Origin of the sequence: Orbus hercynius (assembly GCF_003634275.1) — a bacterium.
Lineage (GTDB): Bacteria > Pseudomonadota > Gammaproteobacteria > Enterobacterales > Orbaceae > Orbus > Orbus hercynius.
Genome location: NZ_RBWY01000001.1, coordinates 1187785 through 1209688 on the forward strand (window position 1 = coordinate 1187785; position 21904 = coordinate 1209688).

Consider the following 21904-nt stretch of genomic DNA (forward strand, 5'->3'; position numbering starts at 1 on the left):
TTTATGACTTATTGTTATAATTAAGCTTAAAAAACGGTTAGTTACTTTAATAATCACTCTCTGTCATAAAATGATGATGATAAAAATATAGGGCATAATAAACAATGATTGAATTAATCCAAGTTGTCGGTTTTGGTTTACTAATGTTTATTCCCTTAACCAATCCATTAACAACAGTCGCACTATTATTGGGTTTGTCTGGTGACATGACCAATGATGAGCGAAACTATCAGTCAAAAATGACTTGTATATATGTGTTTATTATCATGGTTGTTTCCTTTTATTGTGGACAAATTGTGATGAAAACATTTGGTATCTCGATTCCCGGATTGAGAATTGCAGGCGGTATGATTGTTGCGTTTATCGGCTTTCGAATGCTATTTCCACAGCAGCCTATTCATAAAACCCCTGAAGCAGATGCCAAAAAGAAAGAACCATCAAATAATATCGCGTTTGTACCATTAGCGATGCCAAGTACCGCTGGACCTGGGACTATCGCTATGATAATTAGCATGGCTTCGACCGTTCAAAGTGGAGGATATGATGTCTCGACTTGGGTCATTTATACGGCATCGATTTTAGTTCCCTTATTACTTTGCATGATTTTATGGGGATTTATGCGCAGTGCCGGTAATATTATGAGATTAATTGGTAAAAGCGGTATTGAAGCAACATCACGAATAATGGGATTTTTACTGGTTTGTATGGGTACACAATTTGTCATCAATGGTATAACGGAATTAGTTCACGCTAACCCAAGTTTATAATCACCCATTAAGTGGTTTAACAGGTAATTATAAACAGCTAAAGCGTTGGGATCGTTTTGATCATTTCAACGCGCATAAGATAGTCATACAGGGGAACTAGTTGCTTGAACCCTTTACGTAGTTTACCAACCAAATCTGGGCTAAAAAGATCTTCAATTTTTGTACTACTTGCCATAACCGCAAAATCTTTACGATTATACCAAGTGGCAATTTGCTCGGGCTGCTCTTTAACTAATGGCCGCTTATAACTATCACCAACAAGTTCAAATGGTTTTTTCACACAACGAATCATGTGTAAAAATTTTTCTGGATCTTGATTAATCTCACTTCTGAAAATATCCATTGTTTGCTTTGGCACACAATAATAGCCCAAACCATAGCGATAACTATCTGGCGCAATTTCAAAGAAGTAGACTGGTGATGCTTTCCAATCCTGGCTTGGGCGCTTAAATGTTAACCATAAACGGTTACGATATAACGATTTATTATTAGAAAAACGCGTATCTCGATTGATGCGAGCAATCGTTTTACCGATTGCTGGCCGTGTTTCAAACCACTTATCAATCTTTAACATCTCAGGACTCAGCTGTTCAACTAACATCCGAAAAGGTTTAACGAGTTCATTATCATAAATCGCCCGATTTTCAGCAAACCATTCTCGACTATTGTTAATCATAACATTGTCTAAAAAATTCAAACCTTGCTGGGAAAATCCCATAAATTGACTCATAGCTAGCCTCTATTTTATCTTCAAGTATTAACGATTTCGACGATAAATTTGCCTAACATTCTCTAAATCTTTTGGTGTATCAACGCCAATTGCCGGCACTTCTTTTGCCACTGCCACATGAATTCTTTCGCCATACCAAAGCACTCTAAGCTGCTCTAACATTTCAATTTGCTCAAGCTCACTTGGTTGCCAATTAACATAGTGACGAATAAAGCTAGCGCGATAGGCATATATACCGATATGACGTAAGTAAAATTTACCAATCGCATCTTTTGAAGTAGCAAATTTATCTCTATCCCAAGGAATTGTGGCACGTGAAAAATACAAAGCATAGCCTTCTTTATCCATCACAACTTTCACTGCATTTGGATTAAAGGCTTCTTCAGCACTATCAATTGGTACCGCTAACGTTGCCATACCGGTTTTATATTGAACCAAATTATTGGCTACCTGATCAATAATAACTGGCGGAATCAATGGTTCATCGCCTTGAACATTGACAATCACCTCATCATCAGCAAACTGACATAAGTTCACAACTTCAGCTAAACGCTCGGTACCTGAGTTATGCTTTTCGCTTGTTAATACGGCTTCACCGCCAAATGACACAACCACATCAAACACTTGTTGGTTGTCAGTTGCAACAATCACTCGGTTCGCCGACGATTTTTTTGCTTGCTCTAATACGCGAACAATCATAGGTTTACCTTCTATATCAGCTAAAGGCTTACCCGGTAGACGGCTTGAAGCATAGCGAGCTGGAATTACAACAGTATAATTCATACTGCCTCCTCAGGTGTTAACATATCCAGCTCAATCGCTTCGCTTTCAATTAACACAGCAATGCCATCAACAATTGAATATTCGAGTCCATCGGTCACACAGATCAATTTCTGTTTTTTCTCATTGTAATCAAGTTTACCAAAACATTTTGGACAAGCGATTGAATCAAGCAATTTTTGTTTCATAATAACGATACCTTAATCAATAATGGTTATTTAGCGATTTTTATTTGTAAATTTTCGATAAACTCATCGGTTAACTTAGCCTCAATTGGCAGATACCACCAATTTTCCTCAGCAAATGCCACGCATTTTACTGCATCTTTTTCGGTCATTAATAGTATTTGATCTGACCTTACCAGCACAGAAAGCTGTTCTTTTGAATACTGCTGATGATCAGCAAATCCTGTAGTATTAATAAGATCAACCTGTTGATTTTTAAGCATAGCAAAAAAGCGATTTGGATCGCCAATACCGGCTATCGCCCAGACCGATTTGAGTTCTTGTACCGACTTACGTTCGTGCGTTAAGATATTCACCGCATCATGAGGTACCAGTTGCATCGAATAAGCATTGAGATAGTGCCGTTCATTGGCACCATTTATCACGGTGAAATCAACTGTGCTCAAACGAGATACTGATTCTCGCATGGGACCTGCAGGCAAATACCAACCATTACCAAACCCACGTTTACCATCAATGACCACAATTTCAATATCGCGTTGTAACGCATAATGCTGTAATCCATCATCAGTAATAATAACATCAAGCGTATAATTATCTAAAAGCACTTGTACAGCTTGGGTACGATCGGGGGAAACAGCAAACGGAACACGTGTTCGCTGATATACCAAGACCGGCTCATCCCCAACAACGGTTGCTGGCGTATCCTTTGTGACAATGACAGGATAACGATCGCTTTTCCCCCCATATCCACGCGAAACCACCCCAACACGATATCCTCTAGCAATCAATTGCTCGACTAAATAAATTACGACAGGGGTTTTACCATTTCCCCCTGCCGATAAATTCCCCACAACAATGACCGGAATCGGTGCTTTCCACGATTTAAATAGACCTAATTGATACAACTTTTTTCGCATAAATACAATCAAGCCATACAATAAAGAAAACGGAACAAGCAGCCAATATAATTTATTTTCACCTGACCAAAGTTTAGCAATCATTTGATTAATCTCTCTTGTACAACATTAATCACTAAATTGAATTTGATGCAGCTGTGCATAAGCCCCATTTCGACCGATCAATTCTTGATGACGTCCTCGTTCAACTATCGTCCCATCACTAATAACTAAAATTTCATCCGCATTTTCAATGGTTGATAAACGATGTGCAATTACGATTGATGTTCGATCTTTCTGTAGCTCAGTTAATGCTGATTGAATCGCCCTTTCTGATTCAGTATCCAAAGCTGAGGTTGCTTCATCTAAAATAAGAATAGGGTTATCGCGTAATAGGGCCCTTGCAATCGCCACTCGCTGACGCTGACCGCCAGATAATAATACGCCATTTTCGCCCACAATAGTGTTAAGTCCTTGATCCATATCTTTAATAAAATCCATGGCGTAAGCATGTTCAGCGGCTTTTTCTATTTGCGCCTGGGTATACTGCCCAGCCCTTGCGTAAGTAATATTGTTAGCAATCGTATCATGAAAGAGATGGACATTTTGTGATACCAGCCCAATCTGATTGCGTAGTGAAGCTAGGGTATACTCTTTAATGTTTTTACCATCAATTAAAATTTCTCCTTGCTCAACGTCATAAAAACGCGTTAATAAACTGGCGATAGTGGATTTCCCTGATCCAGAACGACCAACCAACGCTATTGTTTTACCCGCTGCCACTTTAAAGCTGACATTGACTAATGCTGGTGTTTCTCGCGTCGGATAAGTAAATGTGACATTTCTAAACTCTATCTCACCATCGGCTTTATCTAATACCAACGTCCCTTCGTCTTTTTCACGCGGTAAATCAAACAGTTTAAAAATAGTCTGACAAGCTGCCATTCCTTTTTGAAATTGCGCATTCACATTCGTTAACTCTTTTAGAGGTTTCATTAGCGCAATCATGGCTGAAAACACGGCCGTAAACTCACCCGGTGTTAAATCGACAACATCATGAAAACTGGCCATTATCAAAATAAACGATAGGGCAATCGAGGCAATTAATTGAATAAATGGCGTTGATAATGCAGAGATTGATACCATCTTCATACCTTGGCGGCGAATATGGTTACTTACTTTTTGAAAGGCATTGATTTCTGTTTCTTGGGCACCAAAAATTAACACCTCCTTATGACCTTTAAGCATCTGTTCTGCGCTTGTTGTCACCATCCCCATGCTGTTTTGTATATTTTTACTTAATATTCTAAATCGTTTAGAAATAAATCCTATTAAGATTCCAACAATAGGGCCAATAAGTAACAAGACTAATGAAAGTTGCCAACTATTATAAAACATCACAAAAATTAAACCGGCTAAATAAATTGACTCCCTAACAACAACGATTAATGAATTCGCCGATGAGGCAGCGACTTGTTCTGAATCATAGGTTATGCGCGATAACAATCTACCAGTAGAATTTTGATCAAAAAAGCTGACAGGTGAATAGACAAAGTGCATAAATAAATTTTGCCTAATACCCATCACGATTTTTCCAGATATCCAAGCTAAAACATAAGCTGAAACGTAATTTGAGACACCTCGAACCAGGAATAAACCCAATACGATAAATGATAAATTAAATAAAAATGACCTATCATTAGAGGCAAATCCATCATCAAGTAATGGCTGAATCAATGACAAAAGGTACGTATCAGATGCCCCATTAATCACTAAACATATAATGACGATAAATAAGTAGGATTTAAACGGTGCGATTCTTGGCCAGAGTCGTTTAAATGTGTCCCACGTTGATAAGTCTTTATCTAAAAATTGCTCACTCACGATTTAATCTCTATCTGTTATATCATTAAAAAGTTCTATTTTACCCGTAATTAGGCAAAGCGCCAAACCAATCATGATACCATCGTGGTTTTATTTCACCTCTCATAGAATTTACTCGCCAATCATCCGTATAAAACAACACCGAAATTTGCCCCGATAAACTCGTTAGATAGTAATTAAAATTGAGATCATGATAACGATGCAAAGCCTTTTTTGACGGCAGATTCCAAGGATTATAGCGAGATACAGAACCGAGTGAAACCTGTGGATTCACATTTGATAAGAATGCATAATATGACGATGTATTACTGCCATGGTGAGGGATCTGTAAAACTGTCGAGCGTAATGCACTTTTTTGTTTTAACACGATATATTCCTCTTGGGCTTTCTCCAAATCACCGGTTAATAACAACGAGTATTTATTATCTGATATTTTTATCACACAAGATTGGGCATTAAGGGCTGACGAGACAATGTTCTCCGGTCATAATACCGATAATGTTAAATTTTGCCAACTAAGTGATTGGCCACTTGAGCAGGGATAATCATTCATTAATTGATTTGAAGAACTCATTAACCATGCCTTTGGATATTGCGCCTTAAGTGCCGCTAACCCCCCGATATGATCATCATGTTCGTGGCTAATAATAATACCTTCAACAGTAAGATTATGCCATTTTAAAAAAGGAATAATTATACGTTCAGCAGCACTGCTCTCTCGCTATGTTGCCCCCGTATCATATACAATTGCTGATTGACCTTTTCTAATAATTACCGATAAACCGTGCCCAACGTCTAACATATCAACCCGCCATTGTTCTTTTGCTGTTCTAAATATCGGCGCAAGCATGATAAGTAATATGAGTAATACTGATGATACATAACGACGCCAAAGCATAGTATGCCAAATAATCACCCCCACCCAACCGATAAAACTCAATACATAATATGCTTTACTAACTGAATACCAATATTGTGATAATGGTCTCAAAATCATCAATAATCCATGTAAGGACAGATCAGCAATGTAACCAAATAGAACAACAAAAACTTCAATATGGCAAAAACTCATGATCATCATAAATAACGAAGCCGGAAAGGTAATGAATGTAATCATAGGTATCGCAATGATATTTGCAACCACGCCTCCACCACTTATTCCATTAAATACCAATAATTGAATTGGTAAAAGTAGCAAAGTCAACAATACTTGTAATTTAAACAGTTGTCGTAAATAGCCTTGTTGATACTTTGCTGTAAATGATGAATGCCACTGCGCTATAAAAATAAGACAAATGACGGCATAACACGATAGCCAAAAGCTTTCTGATAACATCATGAGCGGATCATAAAATAATAATAACGCAATAATGCGATTGATTATCTGCCATGGGCTTAGCACTGTTTTTTGTAACCGTAAAAAGACACAAAAACATAGGGCTACCAAAGCCCTTATTACTGGGGGATTAAATCCAGATAACCATCCATAACACAAGGCAATGATAAAACTTGCCAATAATGGCATTGAATAATAAATCAATTTTTTCGGTAAAAATAACTGCAAACCTCGCATCAGTTTATAGCCTAAATACGCCACGAACATAATATGCATACCCGAAATTGCTAATAAATGCGCAACGCCGGATTGAAATAATAGCGCTTTATGCTCACTAGTAAGCCTTGAGCGCTCTCCAAATGCTAAGGCGAGTAAAATATCACCATGTTTAAAAAGATTAGCATAAGGTAACATTTGGTTGACTAAAGTTTGCCTGAAATTTATTGTCGGATTTAACAATGTTGCCTTATTGATTGTAGCAACTAGCACACGCCGATTTGCCATAGCAAAACGTTGGCTATCAAAGCTACCTTGATTAAGATAACTATGCGCAGCCTTCGTTTTAATCATTAATTGCCATTTTTCACCTGCTGAGGGAATCGGTAATTGACGACTCCATAATAATGAAATCGCAATTGTTGACTTGAGTGGATGTTCATTAATATCATCAATCATAAAATCAATATAAGGTAATGCATGACGATTTAAAGATTCATTTTCAACTTGTTCTGGCGAAATATTGATACTTTGCACTACACCTTTAATAACTAGCGATTGATCAATATAGTTTTCTATCGTATTTAAATAGTTTGATGCACTGCAAATTGCCCATAAAAAACCGGCAAGGCAAGAGCCGCTAGCAATAAATATCATGTTTCTTATCAATATGTTGATAATAATAATGACGACTAAAAGTGCTAATAACCCACAATATAAAGAGAATGACGGTAATTTAGCTAAAAACCATAACGGTAAAAAGCCAAGTGAACAAAAAAATAAGCCTAAATCATAAGATATGTTATTGTTCAAGCTTATCCCTTCTTATTAATCACTCAATAATGATGATGCTAATGACATCACAAACAACATTGACGTTATACATATTAAATTGATACTTGATTCGCTATAAGGTAAAAATAGCAAATCAAGCAAAGAAAGGAACTAAGATGTTGTCAAAATGGTATTAAGATCGCACGCTAGCATGATTTTTTTACAATTTATCATCAGTGCTCTCATAAACACATTATGTATAGCAGACGGTTAAAACTGCTATTAAATAAATGACCTTGATCTATTTATGGACTGACCATTATATGATCTTTTAATAAACAAGAATTCCACGGCGATTTTTTGCGTGAGAGGCTGCATTGTGTCCCCAATAAGCTAATTTTTCTTTTCCATAAGAAACCGTGTAAAGTTGAATCGGCGAGACCCCTTTAGCAACCAAATAATGTTTTATTGCTTGAGCCCGCCGTTCGCCTAGAGCTAGATTATACTCAACGCTACCCCGTTCATCAGCATGCCCTTCTATCATGATTCGATAGATCGGATTTGACAGTAGCACACTAGCATGCTGATCTAATATCACCTTAGCGTTTGGTTTGATATCGGATTTGTCAAAATCAAAATACACGTTATTTGAATCATTTTTCAAAGTCTGATAAAAACCGTTTTCAGTAATATAATTAGTCGATAAAGGTAGCGCTTTTCGCTCCTGCTGATTTGCAAGAGATAAGGGTGACTTATTCTCTTTAGGGAAAATACTGTTATCAACGGCCAAAGCATGATTGATCATGATGAAAAAAGACATTAACACTACTATTTTATTGAATAAATTTATCAGCTTCATTTTTTTCCCTATTATGTCTTATGTTATTCTCTATTGCAGGTACCAATAGAGGTATTTCATTCGTAAAAAGTTAAAATATTGTCATTAACCATCTATCACGACGGTACAACCGTTTAATTAATTAACAAACCGATTGGGGACATCAACAAACATTGTCATTGACGTCAAAATATAGCTCGCACTAATTGCAAGCCCATAAGGTAAGGTGACTTTTTTCTGTGTAATGACTTTATAAAGTATCGCAATTAACGCTAAAGGTAATCCAGCGATTGTGATCATGATTAAAAAAAATACGACATACGGTGATGGAATAGAGAATAATAAAACAGTAATCAATTTGATATCCCCAGCCCCAATAAGTCGACAATAAAAAATAATTATGCCAAAGAAAAGAAACACGCTTGCGACAATATAATTAAATACACCTAATCCAAATAGATGATTTAACACGACTAAGATGAAAACAGTAATCACAACATAATTAGAAATAATTCGATAACGGATATCAGTATAACAACACAAACACAATAGTAACCAAATAGCTAATATTATAATATTATTAAATAAATTTTTATCTATCATCATAATCCCTGTCCTGGAATATAATTATTACCGTATGTTTTTTTCATTTCATCGAGTAAAAATGTTAGCTCCTTACCTGGAAATTCAACATTGTTATTAGACGATTGTGAAAATTTATGACCTGCGCCGTAACCAACACCATATGCTTTACCATTTTCAGTCCAGTAAATAAAATGCTCCTTGCCACCATCGATTTTAGTGATAACATCGTAATACTCTCTTTGTGTAGGAATGATACCATATATATTAAAAGCACTACTTGCAAATCCCCATGTAAGCAGGGTTCCATCATTCGTTAGAGCAATACTACCGCTGTAGCGACAATACATTGATGCAATATCAGTGGTAATTAACGCAGGTCCCGCTGTTTTACCTGTTTTTTGACCAATACCTAACGAAAAATTCCCTCCCATACCATATACATCACCAGAGCTACTGAGGTAGTTGGTGAACGGTTGTCCTCCGCACATATACGTTATCTCGCTCCCATCAACGGCTAAATTTGTCAAAAGTAATGGTTTTAACACATATTCATGAGCAGAACTACGTTCATAGCCAAACGCATTATCCTCATCATCACCCCAAGCATAAACCCCACCACTTTGCGTTATTGCATACCCGCCTTCATAAGCAGCGCCAAGTAATACCACCGCCTCACCGTTAAAATCAGAACGTGGAATCTTATACACAGCGCTTTTTGATACTTTCAGCCCATTGCCTAGTTGGCCATAAGGACCATGTCCCCAGGTATAAACGTCACCATCTGCTGATAAAGCATAAGACACATATTCACCCGCATCAACGCGAACGATATTTTTATCTTTTAGGACTAAACATGGCGATTTAACATGCCCCTCAGTACACACCCCACCTCCAGCGTGATAATATCCATTTTGCCCCCATCCCCACACATTTCCCTGTTCATCAAGGGCAATAATATGGTATATACCTGCTGTTGCCTGCACAATATTAATATTATTCCTAACAAAATAATCAACTCGCGCAGGCGCAGAGGATGATGGTTCATTCGATCCGTTACCTTGTTGACCTGAGCCGCGAAATCCCCAAATCCAGAGATCACCATTTTCAATAGTAATGCCCGTATCAACAGAGTTGGTTTGTCCCATACCACCTGAAGCAATTTTAGTGGATAAAATCATGGCATCGGTCGTACGACTCATCGCCAGTGATGGCAATAATATGATGTATACAGATAATGTTATGTATATTTTCCATCGCATCATCACTCTCCTTTTACCATTCGTATAAATTTATTGTTTAATAATAAAATGCCCAGTTTCGGATATCATCATCTGATTCACTATTGAGGTTAATGCTTGATAATCCGTCGCAACGTGTAAATAATCTTTATTTCGATTCATACATTTGGTATACCATTTACCATAAACCGCCTCATACTGAGCATCGGTTGTTATGTCTTGGGCGTTGGGATCAATTTTGATATAATGAATTACCGCTGATTGTGAGGCTTTTTTAATATAACCTTTTGCTTCGTTAACTTGTGATGTTAACCCTGAGGTGATGGCATCACATACTCCGGCATCTAAAAAACTATCTCTTAATTTATCAGCACCAGAGTCATCTTGACCATCTGTAATAATGATCAATATTTTATTAAAACTATTGCCTTTTGCCGCAACAGGCACAGTTCTTAATAACGCTGATATTGTGTCCGTTCCGCCACCGGGTTGCCAATGACTATTCTTTATTGTTTCAATAAAATGTTCATTATCAGTAACGCTCTCTCCTAAAGGGATCAAATAAGGCGCAGACTTAAATGATTTGAGATTTTGAGCGGCTTGCTTATACACCTGGGGTTTACTCATTGTTGCTAAATTTTCAGTCAGAATATGATTGCTAAATAAAGGAGCTTGGCACATCCCCATAAACGGGGAAAAATTTCCTAGCGGTGGCGCAATCGGCCGCGTAAAAGTTAAGGTGTTTTGTTTAATACCACTATATAATGAATCAATTGTACCTTTTATATCAACTGTTTGCGTATTAGCAAAAGAGTAATGTGTATCATAGTTGTCAGAAAACATATAATCATATAACTGAACAATCGCACCATACTGCTCATTAATCAATTGCCAGTTCTTAGCAGCCAGCGGATAATCGTCGTTATCAGCACCACATGAATACATATAATTAGCATAATTTGGACTATTTTGCGCATGAGATTTTTGGCATAAACCACGATTTAATAGCTCAATATCTGTATTGGCACCAAGCGCTGGACCGATAATTTTGGCATAATAGAGGTAATAAGCCAGATCCAAATTATAAAATACAGCGTTTGCATAGTTACCAACATAGTCAAATGTTGCATAATTTGAGATACCGCCATTGGCTTTTAAATTACTCCAACGTGCATAATTAATATTTTTATTAGCCCAAAACTGATAATCAATTGAATCATAAGGTGGCTTTAATTTATACATAACAGAACATTGATATGTGTCGCCGCCAGCAAGATTTTTGCGGCTATCATCATGAGTCATAACACCAATATCATATGGTATAAGCGCAAAGTGAAACCCGGTATTACTGGCATAGGATGATACGATTTCCGTTATCGCAGACTTCATCATAGCAAGTCGGTTTGAATCACTAATTGCTTGCGAATATGAATTGCAATTAGCTGAATTAAATTCACACGTTGCTGAGCCCGAAAAATCAGCAATAAAAAAGACATCAGTCGATGTTGGGATATCTATTTTACGTGTATTACCATAAACCGTTGAATGATTACTAATTATTGTTGATTCATCAGTATTGAATAATCGAGAATCGGTAATTAAATCCCGAAATTCATTATTATAGGTAAGATAATATTCTCGTTTATCATTAACATATTCTACTGAAATGTTGGCATTATTCTCAGTTTGATCAATACGTTTATTCAGATAATAATTGATATAGCCTAACGCCATTTTTTGATTAGTGAAAAAATCTTCATCAGTCTGATTTTTATTATTTATAGCAACAATGGCAAGTGAACCCTCATTACTCGCTTCAGAGATCAACGCTTTCATTCTCATCGTTTGTGCATAATTAATTGAAAAAGCGATCACAATAAATATCGTCGGCAGCATAATAGCAAAACAAATCATGAAATTACCTGCATTGTTTTGCCAAAATGACAGTGAGGTATTTATTTTAGATATTATTTTATTTTTATGCATTATTTTTGACCTTTGAATATGATTAATTCTATTTTGAACGTAAATAGACAGGGCAAGGCTTATCTTGGCTCTCGATATCATTACAACGTGATAAAACAACAAAATGACTGCATAAATTCGGTAAAAAACTGTCCGTGTTTCGATTGTTATTAATCCATTTCAAATAAAGACTTTCCTCATTAACCACACAAAGTCCGACTCTGTATAGCGGTATCCACCGCCCTTTGATATTATTGGAAGTAAAGCGATTCACATAAGGAACTAATTTTGAATAATTACTTAATGATGAATCAGTGGTATCTATCATGCTCGGTAAACTGTCAAAATAATTATTGATTTCACCATCACATATTCCTGATGGACAGTAACGATGTTGTACACTCACCAATTGAGCACGCGTTAAATCAGCTGAATTATACGGATCTTGCAAAATATATAATCCATCGATGTTAACTGCGACTTCTCGATCTAATAATAATGACGCTAATTGACTTAACTCTTTAACTTGTGAAGAATTAAAAAACTCATGGCTAGAAATGCATGCTAAATGATCAGTTTTACATAAAGAATTAATCGCATTATCATCCACTGAATCATCAATAATGGGGTAAATCGCTGAGCGCTCACGAAAGATAGATGCTAGCGTATAATTTGCTCTTTCTAATCGATTTTGTAACATGATCGCGTTATATGTGTCGTAAATAATAAATAGCAACACACTCAATAACACACAACAAGCTGCAAATTCGATTGAGATCACGCCGTCTTTGTTGATAATAAAATGATTAATTTTTTTCATCTTCTTTCTATTCCTTATCAACAAACACTATTTGAACTCCCTATAGACAATCACTTTCTTAGTCAGCGCAGTATCAATCAACCGGCTAAAAATTGATGAAAACATGGCAAAATATTGATATCGCAAAGTAAAATACATAATATTTTTATCAACACTGACAGATGAACTACAACGATTGTCGATTATCTCTTTGATTGAGTGGCAATATTCTAACTTGACGTGAAAATTATCTTTCGAAGCTAAAAAAGGCCATAGCGATTCTTCTGTCGTTAAAATTTGATTAAATTTTTCTGCATAATCGCTCTCTCTCTCTTCAGCCAAAGCAGCTTGCCGACTAATTTGCGTTGTGATTAAATCAAGCGATGAGCCAATGAACATCATACGACTAAATTCAACAGTAAATAAAAATAATACAATAAGAAAAGGAAATACAATTGCAAACTCAATTGAAACTATACCCGTTTTATGGGATAAAAATGATCGATTTAGTCTTAACATCATCCAATCCTTATATTTATAATCATTACACCTTATGCTTACTAGAAAAAAACAAACGCCGTCTTTTTTTGGTTGGTAAATTTTGATGTCGGCCAATAACTGATGCCGAAATTTTATTAATTTCAGCGCTCGTAAAGGCTTTCTCAAATTTTTCTGCATGGGGGATGAATTTACGAATAAAGTCGACTTTCCTACCAAGAAAATCCTCAATATCAATATCTTGTAATGATGATTTTTTATCAAAAGGCACATTTTCATTCAAACAAATTAAAAAACGTTTATTTAATAATTCTGTATTTTTTGCTATTGAACGCTCTGCTTCTTCCAAGATTTTTTTTGCAACACGGATCGAATAGGGATCTCGGTTAATAACCACAAAAATCATATTCGATAACTCGATAATGTCATCTAAATGTAGGAATGAAGATGATAATCCCATGTTTTGATCAATAACAGTAATGTTAAATTGGCCTGAATTTAAATCATCATATTTCCAAGCTGTCGCGTTTTTCTCGATTTTTACCTGTAATGAATCATCGATTTTAGTGAATGACCCATCGGCAGGAATAGGTTGTTCAAATAAAAAATCCGCATTCGGGCTGGTGCTTGCCCCTTGGATATATAAAATAGGATAGTTGGTTAATTTACTGATATTTTTAATTGTATGAACGGCTAGCGATGAGGTTCCAATTCCGCCTTTGCAAGCTAAAAAAGTTACAATACTGCCAACTCGTTTACTTGAGCCTGGCGGTGTAATACTACGAGTGTGTAAAATCGTTGGAATCTTATCTAATTGCTTATGTTCAAGAATGAAGTGAATCCCTTTCTTAAGTAAAAGTTCGCAAAATAAAATAGAATCATGACGACCAACTAAAATGGTTGTTGCTTGAATTGGAAAACACCGATTGACCATTTCAGATAATTTTTCAGCATCATCTTCATCTTCAATATCAAAAATAATAATATCAAATTTATTCCACGCTGCATTTTCTGTTAACTCAGGTAAGGTTAACGGTATAACCTCGATTGTTAGGACATTATAAAGAAAAAGAATGGCACGAATTTCGTCAATCAATGCATTTCTTTCACTAAAAATCCCCACACTGAATCCTGAAATACGTCCAACGACAAACTCTTGCGTCGGCTCAGCTAATAAATGTGAATCTTTTTTACTGTTGCTATGACCAAATAACTGCATAAAGTCCTCAATAATGGATTACTCAATAAATCCCATGTAATTAATAAACGTCTCACTTTCATTAGAGATCGGTATAGATTTGTTGATCTGTTTATTCATATTGTTGTTAATATTAAAAAAACTGTTAACGACGTCTGTGCGTTCAAAGACCGGAAGCTTTACACCATCAAAGCTGTTTTTAGGTGAAATTAAATTAACGGTGGCAAAAACGACCATTTCAGATTTACTACGTGTTGTCGATGAGCTTCTTGCTAATGCGCCCAAAATAGGGATATCGCCAATAAACGGGACTCGCGATAATTTTTCTTCATCTTGTTCACTAATTAATCCAGCAATTACAAAGCTATCTCCATCAGCCAAATCAATTGTTGAGCTGGTTTTACGAGTTGACAATGTTGGAATAGAGTATTCATTAAACTCATAATTACCAGAGACAGAACTAAATTCATTGGTAATAAATAATCGAATACGTTTATCATTATTGACTTTAGTACTTACATTAAGCTTGATACCATACTCTTTATAGGTGACATTAGAGTCACCATCTTTATTACTTGAAACAATTGGAATTTCGCCCCCAACTAGAAAAGATGCACTTTCACCAGACAGTACCGATAAATTCGGTTCAGCAAGTACCTTAGCTAAACGATCGCTTTTAATTGCCCGAATCACAGTCGTGATATTATCAATATCGAACCCTTTTTTAAGCCCAATTAATGAAAATTCGCCTAGGCTATTTACCGCACTTCCCCCTTGGATCAAAGTAGTTAAACTGAGTCCTCGCCACTCAATACCTAATGAATCGGTAAACTCCTTACTTACTTCTACAAAAGTCAGCTTCACGTTAACTTGATACTCTTCAATAACACGAATATTATCGATGATATTGCGATGCACTCGATAATCTAAAAAAGTGAGTAAATTCTCATTAATGCCACTATCGCTTGATTGATATGTTGTTCGAATCCGTTCATTATCAATACCAACAGCCGCACCAACTAAATCTAAAATTCGCTGCTTGGTTGTGGTATCTGGCACGCTCCCGCCTAATACATATACAAAACTTCCAGCCGATTCATCTCCCATATAACGTTCAATCGTAACATGGCTGTTAGGAAAATTTTGTGCCAAACGACTGGTAATTTGCGCTAAAAGTGGATCGACATTGATAGTATCATTAATGATCACCCGATCATTTTCATCATAAACAAGTAGATTGGTTGAACCATTTTTTTTTGCATATATAATCAAGGATTTATCACCAATAATTTCATAATTAGCAATACTATCTTGACTAATAAAAACAGTTCTAACCTTTTCAGGTAAGGCAATAACTTGGCTTTGGCCGACTTGTAAATTATATACATTAGCCTGACTTACTGAAAAAAGACATAAAGGGCTTAAATAAACCAAGAGGCGACAAATCGAGATCGCTATTTTTTTTATTTTGTTACACATTCCTAGTTACCTCTTAATCTATTGATTTGTGTTGGAGAGAAAATATCTTTATTAGAGAGTGGCCAATCTTTTTCTTTATCACTTAACAGCTGTAAACCATCTTGAACATTACCGCTAAAAACACTTGGATACATAAAAATTTGTGCATTTGTCATTAATGTAGAAACTAATTTGATTTCCTGATTCGTCAGTTCAAGTTGAATCTTACCAATATTATAGTCAGTTGATTTATCGGTATTACTCTCAAGTAATAAAACTCGTTTGCCGACAATGATCGGTTTCATTCTATTGGAAATAAAATCACGGCTAGGTGAAACATATTTATTTTCTTTATTATTTCGGCCAGCAACGGTTTCTTCGCCATAAAAGACATAGAGATCAACTAAATCACCGCTATGCAAATTTTTTATCAAATAACTGTCGGCTTGAGACAACTTAAATGGATACATAAAATTGCCAGGTTTGAGCGATAACAAAATAAAATCTTGACTTGACGGTGAAGCAATAAAATCATGTTCTAGCAACGTGCCGCTGACAATATTATTTCGCGTAACGTATGCGTGAATTTGCTTCGCATTGGTAATATATTTAGCCTTATCCGCTGAATTTGGATTAATTTCTATCGTTTTAAAAAAATAATCATCGGTTGTTAATATTGTCCGCTGTGGAATGTCGCGTTTAGCAACAGCAATGGTTATTTGCTCCATCTCGTTTTTGGGCTCTTGTTTTACAGTCACTTGCACCGGTATATTTTGAGATGATTTTTCCTCGGATGTTGACTTGGTAAATAATAATGCGATTCCAACAATGAGCATTAATACGTATAAAACAATCAATTTTTTATCTTTCATGTTCCCATGATCCCTTTTTTATTTTCTATGTGCTGCGTTATTAGCTACTTCGAATAAAAATCAATGGCTAAAATATGTGTATTACGTTTAGAATCCACCCCAGCATAAAAATGTTTAAAACTCGAATCACGTTTAGTCTTTAATTTGATTATTAATGTGCCATCCATATTCACTGTTATCACGGCTTTAGCAAAATCACGATTACTGTTTAATATGCGGCGAGAAATATACTCAGCGCCGCCTGAAGGCAAGGCAATATTTTTTATCTCAATACTAAATTCCGTCGGAGATAGCTGAGTAATAACATAATCATCTTGCTCCAACCGTTTTCTTGATTCGAATGAAATCCGTCCAAACCCTTTATGCTCACCAGAACGCACAATAACAAGTTCATTAGTTTGGTTAGGATTTTTCACCTTGCTATTTGACACGGGTATTACAGTCGGTTTGATAACTGATTTTCCTGAAGATGTAAGCGTTTTTAAGCCTTTATTCTCAGTGATTTTTTCAAAACTGTATTGTTTTTGGTTCTGTTCTTGTTTTGGCACGATCTCATTAAATTTAACAATATCAATCGGATCAATCTGTTTGAGTTCTTCAATTAAAATAATGGGTTTATTAGATAATTTATATTCTTCACAAAATTGTTTTGCTAATTGAATTCGATTAAGCTTAACCAAGGTATATAATAAATTATGAAGTAAAGTGGTATTTCGATAACCTTTATTATATAAAATATTGAGTTGATTATAAGCATCATCATATTCTTTATTTAAAATAGAAAGCATGGCTAAATTATTCACCACTTTATTCTCATCATAGAATAAATCTCTTGCCTGAGTGAACGCATATCGAGCTGCATCATATTTTTTTAATTTTATGAGTACAATACCTTGTAAATTATACGCTTCGCCATTTTTTGGATTCATCGTCAAGACAGTTTCAAGTGCATCCAATGCTTCTTGATAATGGCCTAATTTAGATTGAATATGCCCATATAATACTAAGATATTGTCATTTTGAGTTGATGCTATCACCGGTGCTAAAGAGCGTCTTGCCGAATCAAAATCATTGGAAAGATAATAGGCTTGAGCGAGCTTGTAACGCGTATCTTGCGTATCTTCTTTTTGTAATCGATTTTTGTATAATTCAATCAAACCACCATAGTTTTTAGTCGTTTGATGGATATAGATTTTTTGTTCTTCATCAATATTTTGCTTGAAAGAACTATTCTGACATCCGCTTATTAAACAAAAAATAAACATGATCATCACATATTTTATTTTCATATTTTTACCAAATTCCTTATGTATATTTATTTTGTTTATAATAATTGTTCTGTCTGTGCTATTTTTGAAAAAACGGTAGCGATAACAAATGCATAATAATAGGGGCAATAACAATGACTAATACGGGTAATAAGATAAATCCCATCATTGGCATGGTCATTTTTGCAGCAATAGCAGCAATACGTTCTTCAATGGTTAGCTTTTGCATTTCTCTAATTTCGGCCGATAAATCTAGTAATGACTCATAAATTGAATTACCGTAACCAATACTGCGTTTTAATGTGACACAAAACATTCGCATTTCTTTACTTGGCACTTCACGATGAATAAGATCAACGGCGGCTTCAATACCATTAACGTCCATCATCAAACACGCTCGCTCCAAGATTGTGGCTACATCACGATTAATTGGTTTCACTTTTGAACTCAAATACTTAAAACCATTTTCAACGGTCATACCGGATTTAACCATGATCGCCATCATATCAATGACTAATGGCAAATCGCGTGAGATATTAATCACGCGACGCTTTGCTTGCATTTTAACGATCTTATCGGGTAGCAAAATAACCACGACAGTAATTAGCACTAACACAATCAGCAATGAGCTTTGATCGATATCAATCAAATACATAAATTGATTTAATGTAAAAAAAACAGAAAAACCAATTATCACGGAATAGATCTTCCATAAACTTTCTGACTGGAATCGATGTAAAAAACCCACAATAATATTGTTCTTTGCTATAATTTTTTCAAAAGCGATATTTTTTTGGTCAACATTTTTTTTGACGGCCTTCTTGCGTGTATTCTCACCTTTAAGAATATTGCTAACTTTATCAATACGTTGATTCAAATGATAAAGATTAAATAACGCCTTAGTTGATAACATGATCAGCCATAAAGAAAATAGAATAATAAATAAGCTTTTCATCGTTTAAACAACTTTATTAATCATACTGCGAATAAATACAACACCAATCGTTACGCTACCCACGACGTAATACAAAATATAATTACCCGAAGCAGTTTCAAACAAGTAGTTGTAATGAATCGGTGATACCATTTTTAACAATAAAATAAAGCCAAAAGGAATCGCGGCTAAAATAAAAACAGTCATTCTTAATTCAGAGGTTTTACTATCACGAGTTTTGGCTAAAATTCGGTTATTAGCTAACATCTTGGCAAGGCGTGACAATATTTCTTTTAGTTCACCGCCACTATCAAGATTCACCATAATAGTTAGAATAAAAAAATAGTACTCAGGAAAAGGCAGTCGTCGGTATGATGACATTAAAATATTATTCAAATTCTCACCCACTTCCATTCGGCTATTAATTTCTTTCATCGTCTTACCAACCATACCATCGATAGTATCACCACATGTTTTAAACGAAGTCGTAATAGCGTAACCGGAAGAAACTGCACCAATAATCGTTGCGAGGGCCTCAGGAAAAGTATCATAAAACTGTTTTTTGAGTGCTCGTTTTTTGACATAAATAATCATAAAAATAGCGACAATTAAACTAATGATAATTGTTTTATAAACATTCATACCGATGTAATAACGGTTAAAAACCATGCCTACTATAATACTGACTAACAAGTAACCAAATAATTTGGTTTTTGAATAACCCAACAGTAAAATATCATATTGTGTTTGAACCGTTTGTTTGCAGGATAAAAATAGCGTAGCGAAAAAATTTTGCTTGTCTTTTTGTAATTGGCTTTCAAGCAAAGTAGTTAATGACGTATTTTTTGGCGTCACCTTTGAGAAAATATGTAATCTTGCCTGACGACGACGAAGAGACAAGATATTAATGACCGCAATGGTTATCAATGTAATGGCAATGATGGCAATCATACATCAATGCCCCCCGCTTTATACATCACTTCTTCCAAGACATTAGCAAGCCCATAATATTGCGAACTCTCATATAAAGCCGACCGCCGAACTAATCCATTGCAATCAAAATGACCTAAGATTTTCCCTTCATCACGTTCTTCACTGACCTTGAAACGAAATACATCGTGCGTAACAATATTATCCGACTCCATGCCAAGAATTTCAGTAATGCTGGTGACTTTTCGTTGCCCATCAGGCAACCTAGAAACTTGAATAATAAAATTGACTGACGAGCTAATATAGCGCCTGATTGCAACTAACGGTAATTCTGATTGTGCCATAATCACCATACTTTCTAACCGTGCCAAGGCATCTTTAGCGCTATTTGCATGCAGTGTCGACATAGAACCATTATGGCCTGTATTCATAGCTTGCAACATCTCAAATGCTTCTTCACCACGACACTCACCTAATACAATTCGATCTGGCCTCATTCGTAAAGCATTAACTAATAAATCACGCATCGTGACCCTGCCACGATTATCATCTCCACCGATGCGAGTTTCTAATCTCACCACATGTTCTTGTTGAAGTTTTAATTCTGCGGCATCTTCTAACGTAATAGTTCGTTCATTTTCATCAATAAATTGAGATAATGCGTTAAGCATTGTTGTTTTACCTGACCCCGTTCCGCCTGAAATAATAATATTCATTCGACAACGCGCAGCAATAACCAAAAAATTAGCCATATCTTCATTGAGTGAGCCAAATTTAATCAAATCATGGAAAGAACGCTTACCAGAACCAAATTTACGTATTGAAAGCGATGCGCCATCAATTGCGATTGGCGGAATAACAACGTTAAGGCGACTACCATCAGGCATTCTCGCATCGACTAAAGGATGGGATTCGTCGATATTTTTGCCAATTTTATTGACCAAACGACGTGCAATATCTAATAGCTGGCGATTATCAATAAAGAATTTATTGGTTTTACTTAAAATACCACCGCGTTCGACATATATATTGTAAGGACCATTGACTAAAATATCGTTAACCGTTTCATCACGCATCAACGAATCAATAGGGCCATATCCGATTATTTCATCACAAATCATGGTAGCTAAAACATTAGTTTCATCTAATGTTAAATAGGCGTTTCCTGAATTGACAATATCGCGAATAATCGCTTGAACTTCTCGAGCGACTTGATTAGCATCCCCCTTTAGCTCTTCAATCAAATCGAGATCTAAGGTTTGAAAGACTAAGTCTCGAATTTTACCCCACTCACTCGAGATTTTGACATGCTGCTCAACCATATTACATTATCCATAACGAATACAAAAAAACGAGAGCTACTAATTAAACAATTAGTAGCTCTAATTAAATAACTATTTACTCAGCACCAATACCCGTGATAACACTACTTAATTTCGTTTTAAGGTCACCAAAGATTTTAGTTAACATTTCATCCACAGGACCATCAGCCTTAAATACGGCTAACACAACAACCGCAACACCTGCAGCAACAACAGCGTACTCAATCGCAGTCACACCTTGCTCATTTTTAATAAATTTACCGAGGAAATTACGAGTTTGTGCTCTTAACGCGGTTAACATAGTCATGTTCATTTTTTTCTTCTCCTTAGAAAGATGATAGATAATCATATTGTTATAAAAAATATTATTTATACGCTGAACAAATCACCTAAACCGATAACTTGTTGGATGTATTTAACATTTAAAA

At 35.6% G+C, this 21904-nt stretch carries 23 protein-coding genes; 1 reads left to right on the forward strand and 22 read right to left on the reverse strand.

Annotation, left to right across the window (positions count from 1 at the left end):
- The first annotated feature begins 104 nt into the window (after positions 1–104).
- Positions 105–767: a MarC family NAAT transporter gene (locus tag DES39_RS05440; RefSeq protein WP_121144715.1), complete on the forward strand. Its 663-nt coding sequence runs from the start codon at positions 105–107 to the stop codon at positions 765–767.
- A gap of 37 nt (positions 768–804) precedes the next feature.
- On the opposite strand, the gene DES39_RS05445 is transcribed toward DES39_RS05440, so the two are convergent.
- From DES39_RS05445 to DES39_RS05545, 22 genes are all read right to left on the reverse strand, one after another.
- On the reverse strand, positions 805–1497 hold the full coding sequence (locus DES39_RS05445; protein WP_121144716.1) for a DUF2461 domain-containing protein: 693 nt from the start codon (positions 1495–1497) through the stop codon (positions 805–807).
- Positions 1498–1524: 27 nt separating this feature from the next.
- A complete protein-coding gene (kdsB, locus tag DES39_RS05450; protein WP_121144717.1) occupies positions 1525–2280 on the reverse strand; it encodes a 3-deoxy-manno-octulosonate cytidylyltransferase in 756 nt (251 codons plus the stop codon).
- The gene (locus tag DES39_RS05455) at positions 2277–2465 is read right to left on the reverse strand and encodes a Trm112 family protein (RefSeq protein WP_121144718.1); all 189 of its coding nucleotides are present in this window, start codon (positions 2463–2465) and stop codon (positions 2277–2279) included. Before DES39_RS05455 ends, kdsB begins: the two co-directional genes overlap by 4 nt.
- Positions 2466–2491: 26 nt before the next feature.
- Complete coding sequence (gene lpxK / locus DES39_RS05460; protein WP_121144719.1) at positions 2492–3466, reverse strand: tetraacyldisaccharide 4'-kinase; 975 nt, start codon at positions 3464–3466, stop codon at positions 2492–2494.
- A 24-nt stretch (positions 3467–3490) separates the two neighbouring features.
- Positions 3491–5245: a lipid A ABC transporter ATP-binding protein/permease MsbA gene (msbA, locus tag DES39_RS05465; RefSeq protein ID WP_121144720.1), complete on the reverse strand. Its 1755-nt coding sequence runs from the start codon at positions 5243–5245 to the stop codon at positions 3491–3493.
- 40 nt (positions 5246–5285) lie between these two features.
- Positions 5286–5612: a hypothetical protein gene (locus DES39_RS05470; protein WP_121144721.1), complete on the reverse strand. Its 327-nt coding sequence runs from the start codon at positions 5610–5612 to the stop codon at positions 5286–5288.
- 117 nt (positions 5613–5729) lie between these two features.
- Positions 5730–5942 carry an MBL fold metallo-hydrolase gene (locus DES39_RS11190; RefSeq protein WP_121144803.1) on the reverse strand — a complete coding sequence of 71 codons (213 nt, stop codon included), beginning with the start codon at positions 5940–5942 and terminating at the stop codon, positions 5730–5732.
- Positions 5943–5966: 24 nt separating this feature from the next.
- A complete protein-coding gene (locus DES39_RS05480; RefSeq protein ID WP_170143349.1) occupies positions 5967–7610 on the reverse strand; it encodes a DNA internalization-related competence protein ComEC/Rec2 in 1644 nt (547 codons plus the stop codon).
- 292 nt (positions 7611–7902) lie between these two features.
- Positions 7903–8430, reverse strand: coding sequence for a peptidoglycan-associated lipoprotein Pal (gene pal, locus DES39_RS11195; RefSeq protein ID WP_211324625.1), 528 nt, complete (start codon positions 8428–8430; stop codon positions 7903–7905).
- Positions 8431–8547: 117 nt separating this feature from the next.
- Positions 8548–9015 (reverse strand): A24 family peptidase, encoded by a 468-nt coding sequence (locus DES39_RS05490; protein WP_121144723.1) that lies wholly within the window; start codon positions 9013–9015, stop codon positions 8548–8550.
- Complete coding sequence (locus tag DES39_RS05495; RefSeq protein WP_121144724.1) at positions 9012–10256, reverse strand: RCC1 domain-containing protein; 1245 nt, start codon at positions 10254–10256, stop codon at positions 9012–9014. Before DES39_RS05495 ends, DES39_RS05490 begins: the two co-directional genes overlap by 4 nt.
- A gap of 27 nt (positions 10257–10283) precedes the next feature.
- The gene (locus DES39_RS05500; protein WP_121144725.1) at positions 10284–12218 is read right to left on the reverse strand and encodes a TadE/TadG family type IV pilus assembly protein; all 1935 of its coding nucleotides are present in this window, start codon (positions 12216–12218) and stop codon (positions 10284–10286) included.
- 28 nt (positions 12219–12246) lie between these two features.
- A complete protein-coding gene (tadF, locus tag DES39_RS05505; protein ID WP_121144726.1) occupies positions 12247–13017 on the reverse strand; it encodes a tight adherence pilus pseudopilin TadF in 771 nt (256 codons plus the stop codon).
- A gap of 27 nt (positions 13018–13044) precedes the next feature.
- Positions 13045–13515 carry a TadE/TadG family type IV pilus assembly protein gene (locus DES39_RS10925; protein ID WP_170143350.1) on the reverse strand — a complete coding sequence of 157 codons (471 nt, stop codon included), beginning with the start codon at positions 13513–13515 and terminating at the stop codon, positions 13045–13047.
- Between the two features lie 25 nt (positions 13516–13540).
- Positions 13541–14713, reverse strand: coding sequence for a CpaE/TadZ family protein (locus tag DES39_RS10930; protein ID WP_170143351.1), 1173 nt, complete (start codon positions 14711–14713; stop codon positions 13541–13543).
- An 18-nt stretch (positions 14714–14731) separates the two neighbouring features.
- The gene (locus DES39_RS05515) at positions 14732–16171 is read right to left on the reverse strand and encodes a type II and III secretion system protein family protein (protein ID WP_121144728.1); all 1440 of its coding nucleotides are present in this window, start codon (positions 16169–16171) and stop codon (positions 14732–14734) included.
- A gap of 2 nt (positions 16172–16173) precedes the next feature.
- On the reverse strand, positions 16174–17022 hold the full coding sequence (locus DES39_RS05520) for a CpaB family protein (protein WP_121144729.1): 849 nt from the start codon (positions 17020–17022) through the stop codon (positions 16174–16176).
- A 44-nt stretch (positions 17023–17066) separates the two neighbouring features.
- Complete coding sequence (locus DES39_RS05525) at positions 17067–18311, reverse strand: tetratricopeptide repeat protein (RefSeq protein ID WP_121144730.1); 1245 nt, start codon at positions 18309–18311, stop codon at positions 17067–17069.
- Between the two features lie 58 nt (positions 18312–18369).
- A complete protein-coding gene (locus tag DES39_RS05530) occupies positions 18370–19245 on the reverse strand; it encodes a type II secretion system F family protein (RefSeq protein WP_121144731.1) in 876 nt (291 codons plus the stop codon).
- A 3-nt stretch (positions 19246–19248) separates the two neighbouring features.
- Complete coding sequence (locus tag DES39_RS05535; RefSeq protein ID WP_121144732.1) at positions 19249–20175, reverse strand: type II secretion system F family protein; 927 nt, start codon at positions 20173–20175, stop codon at positions 19249–19251.
- Entirely contained in the window at positions 20172–21476 is a 1305-nt protein-coding gene (locus tag DES39_RS05540; protein ID WP_121144733.1) for a TadA family conjugal transfer-associated ATPase, read from the reverse strand. The genes DES39_RS05535 and DES39_RS05540 overlap by 4 nt, the downstream gene beginning before the upstream one ends.
- A gap of 76 nt (positions 21477–21552) precedes the next feature.
- The gene (locus DES39_RS05545; protein ID WP_170143352.1) at positions 21553–21789 is read right to left on the reverse strand and encodes a Flp family type IVb pilin; all 237 of its coding nucleotides are present in this window, start codon (positions 21787–21789) and stop codon (positions 21553–21555) included.
- Positions 21790–21904: the final 115 nt, after the last annotated feature.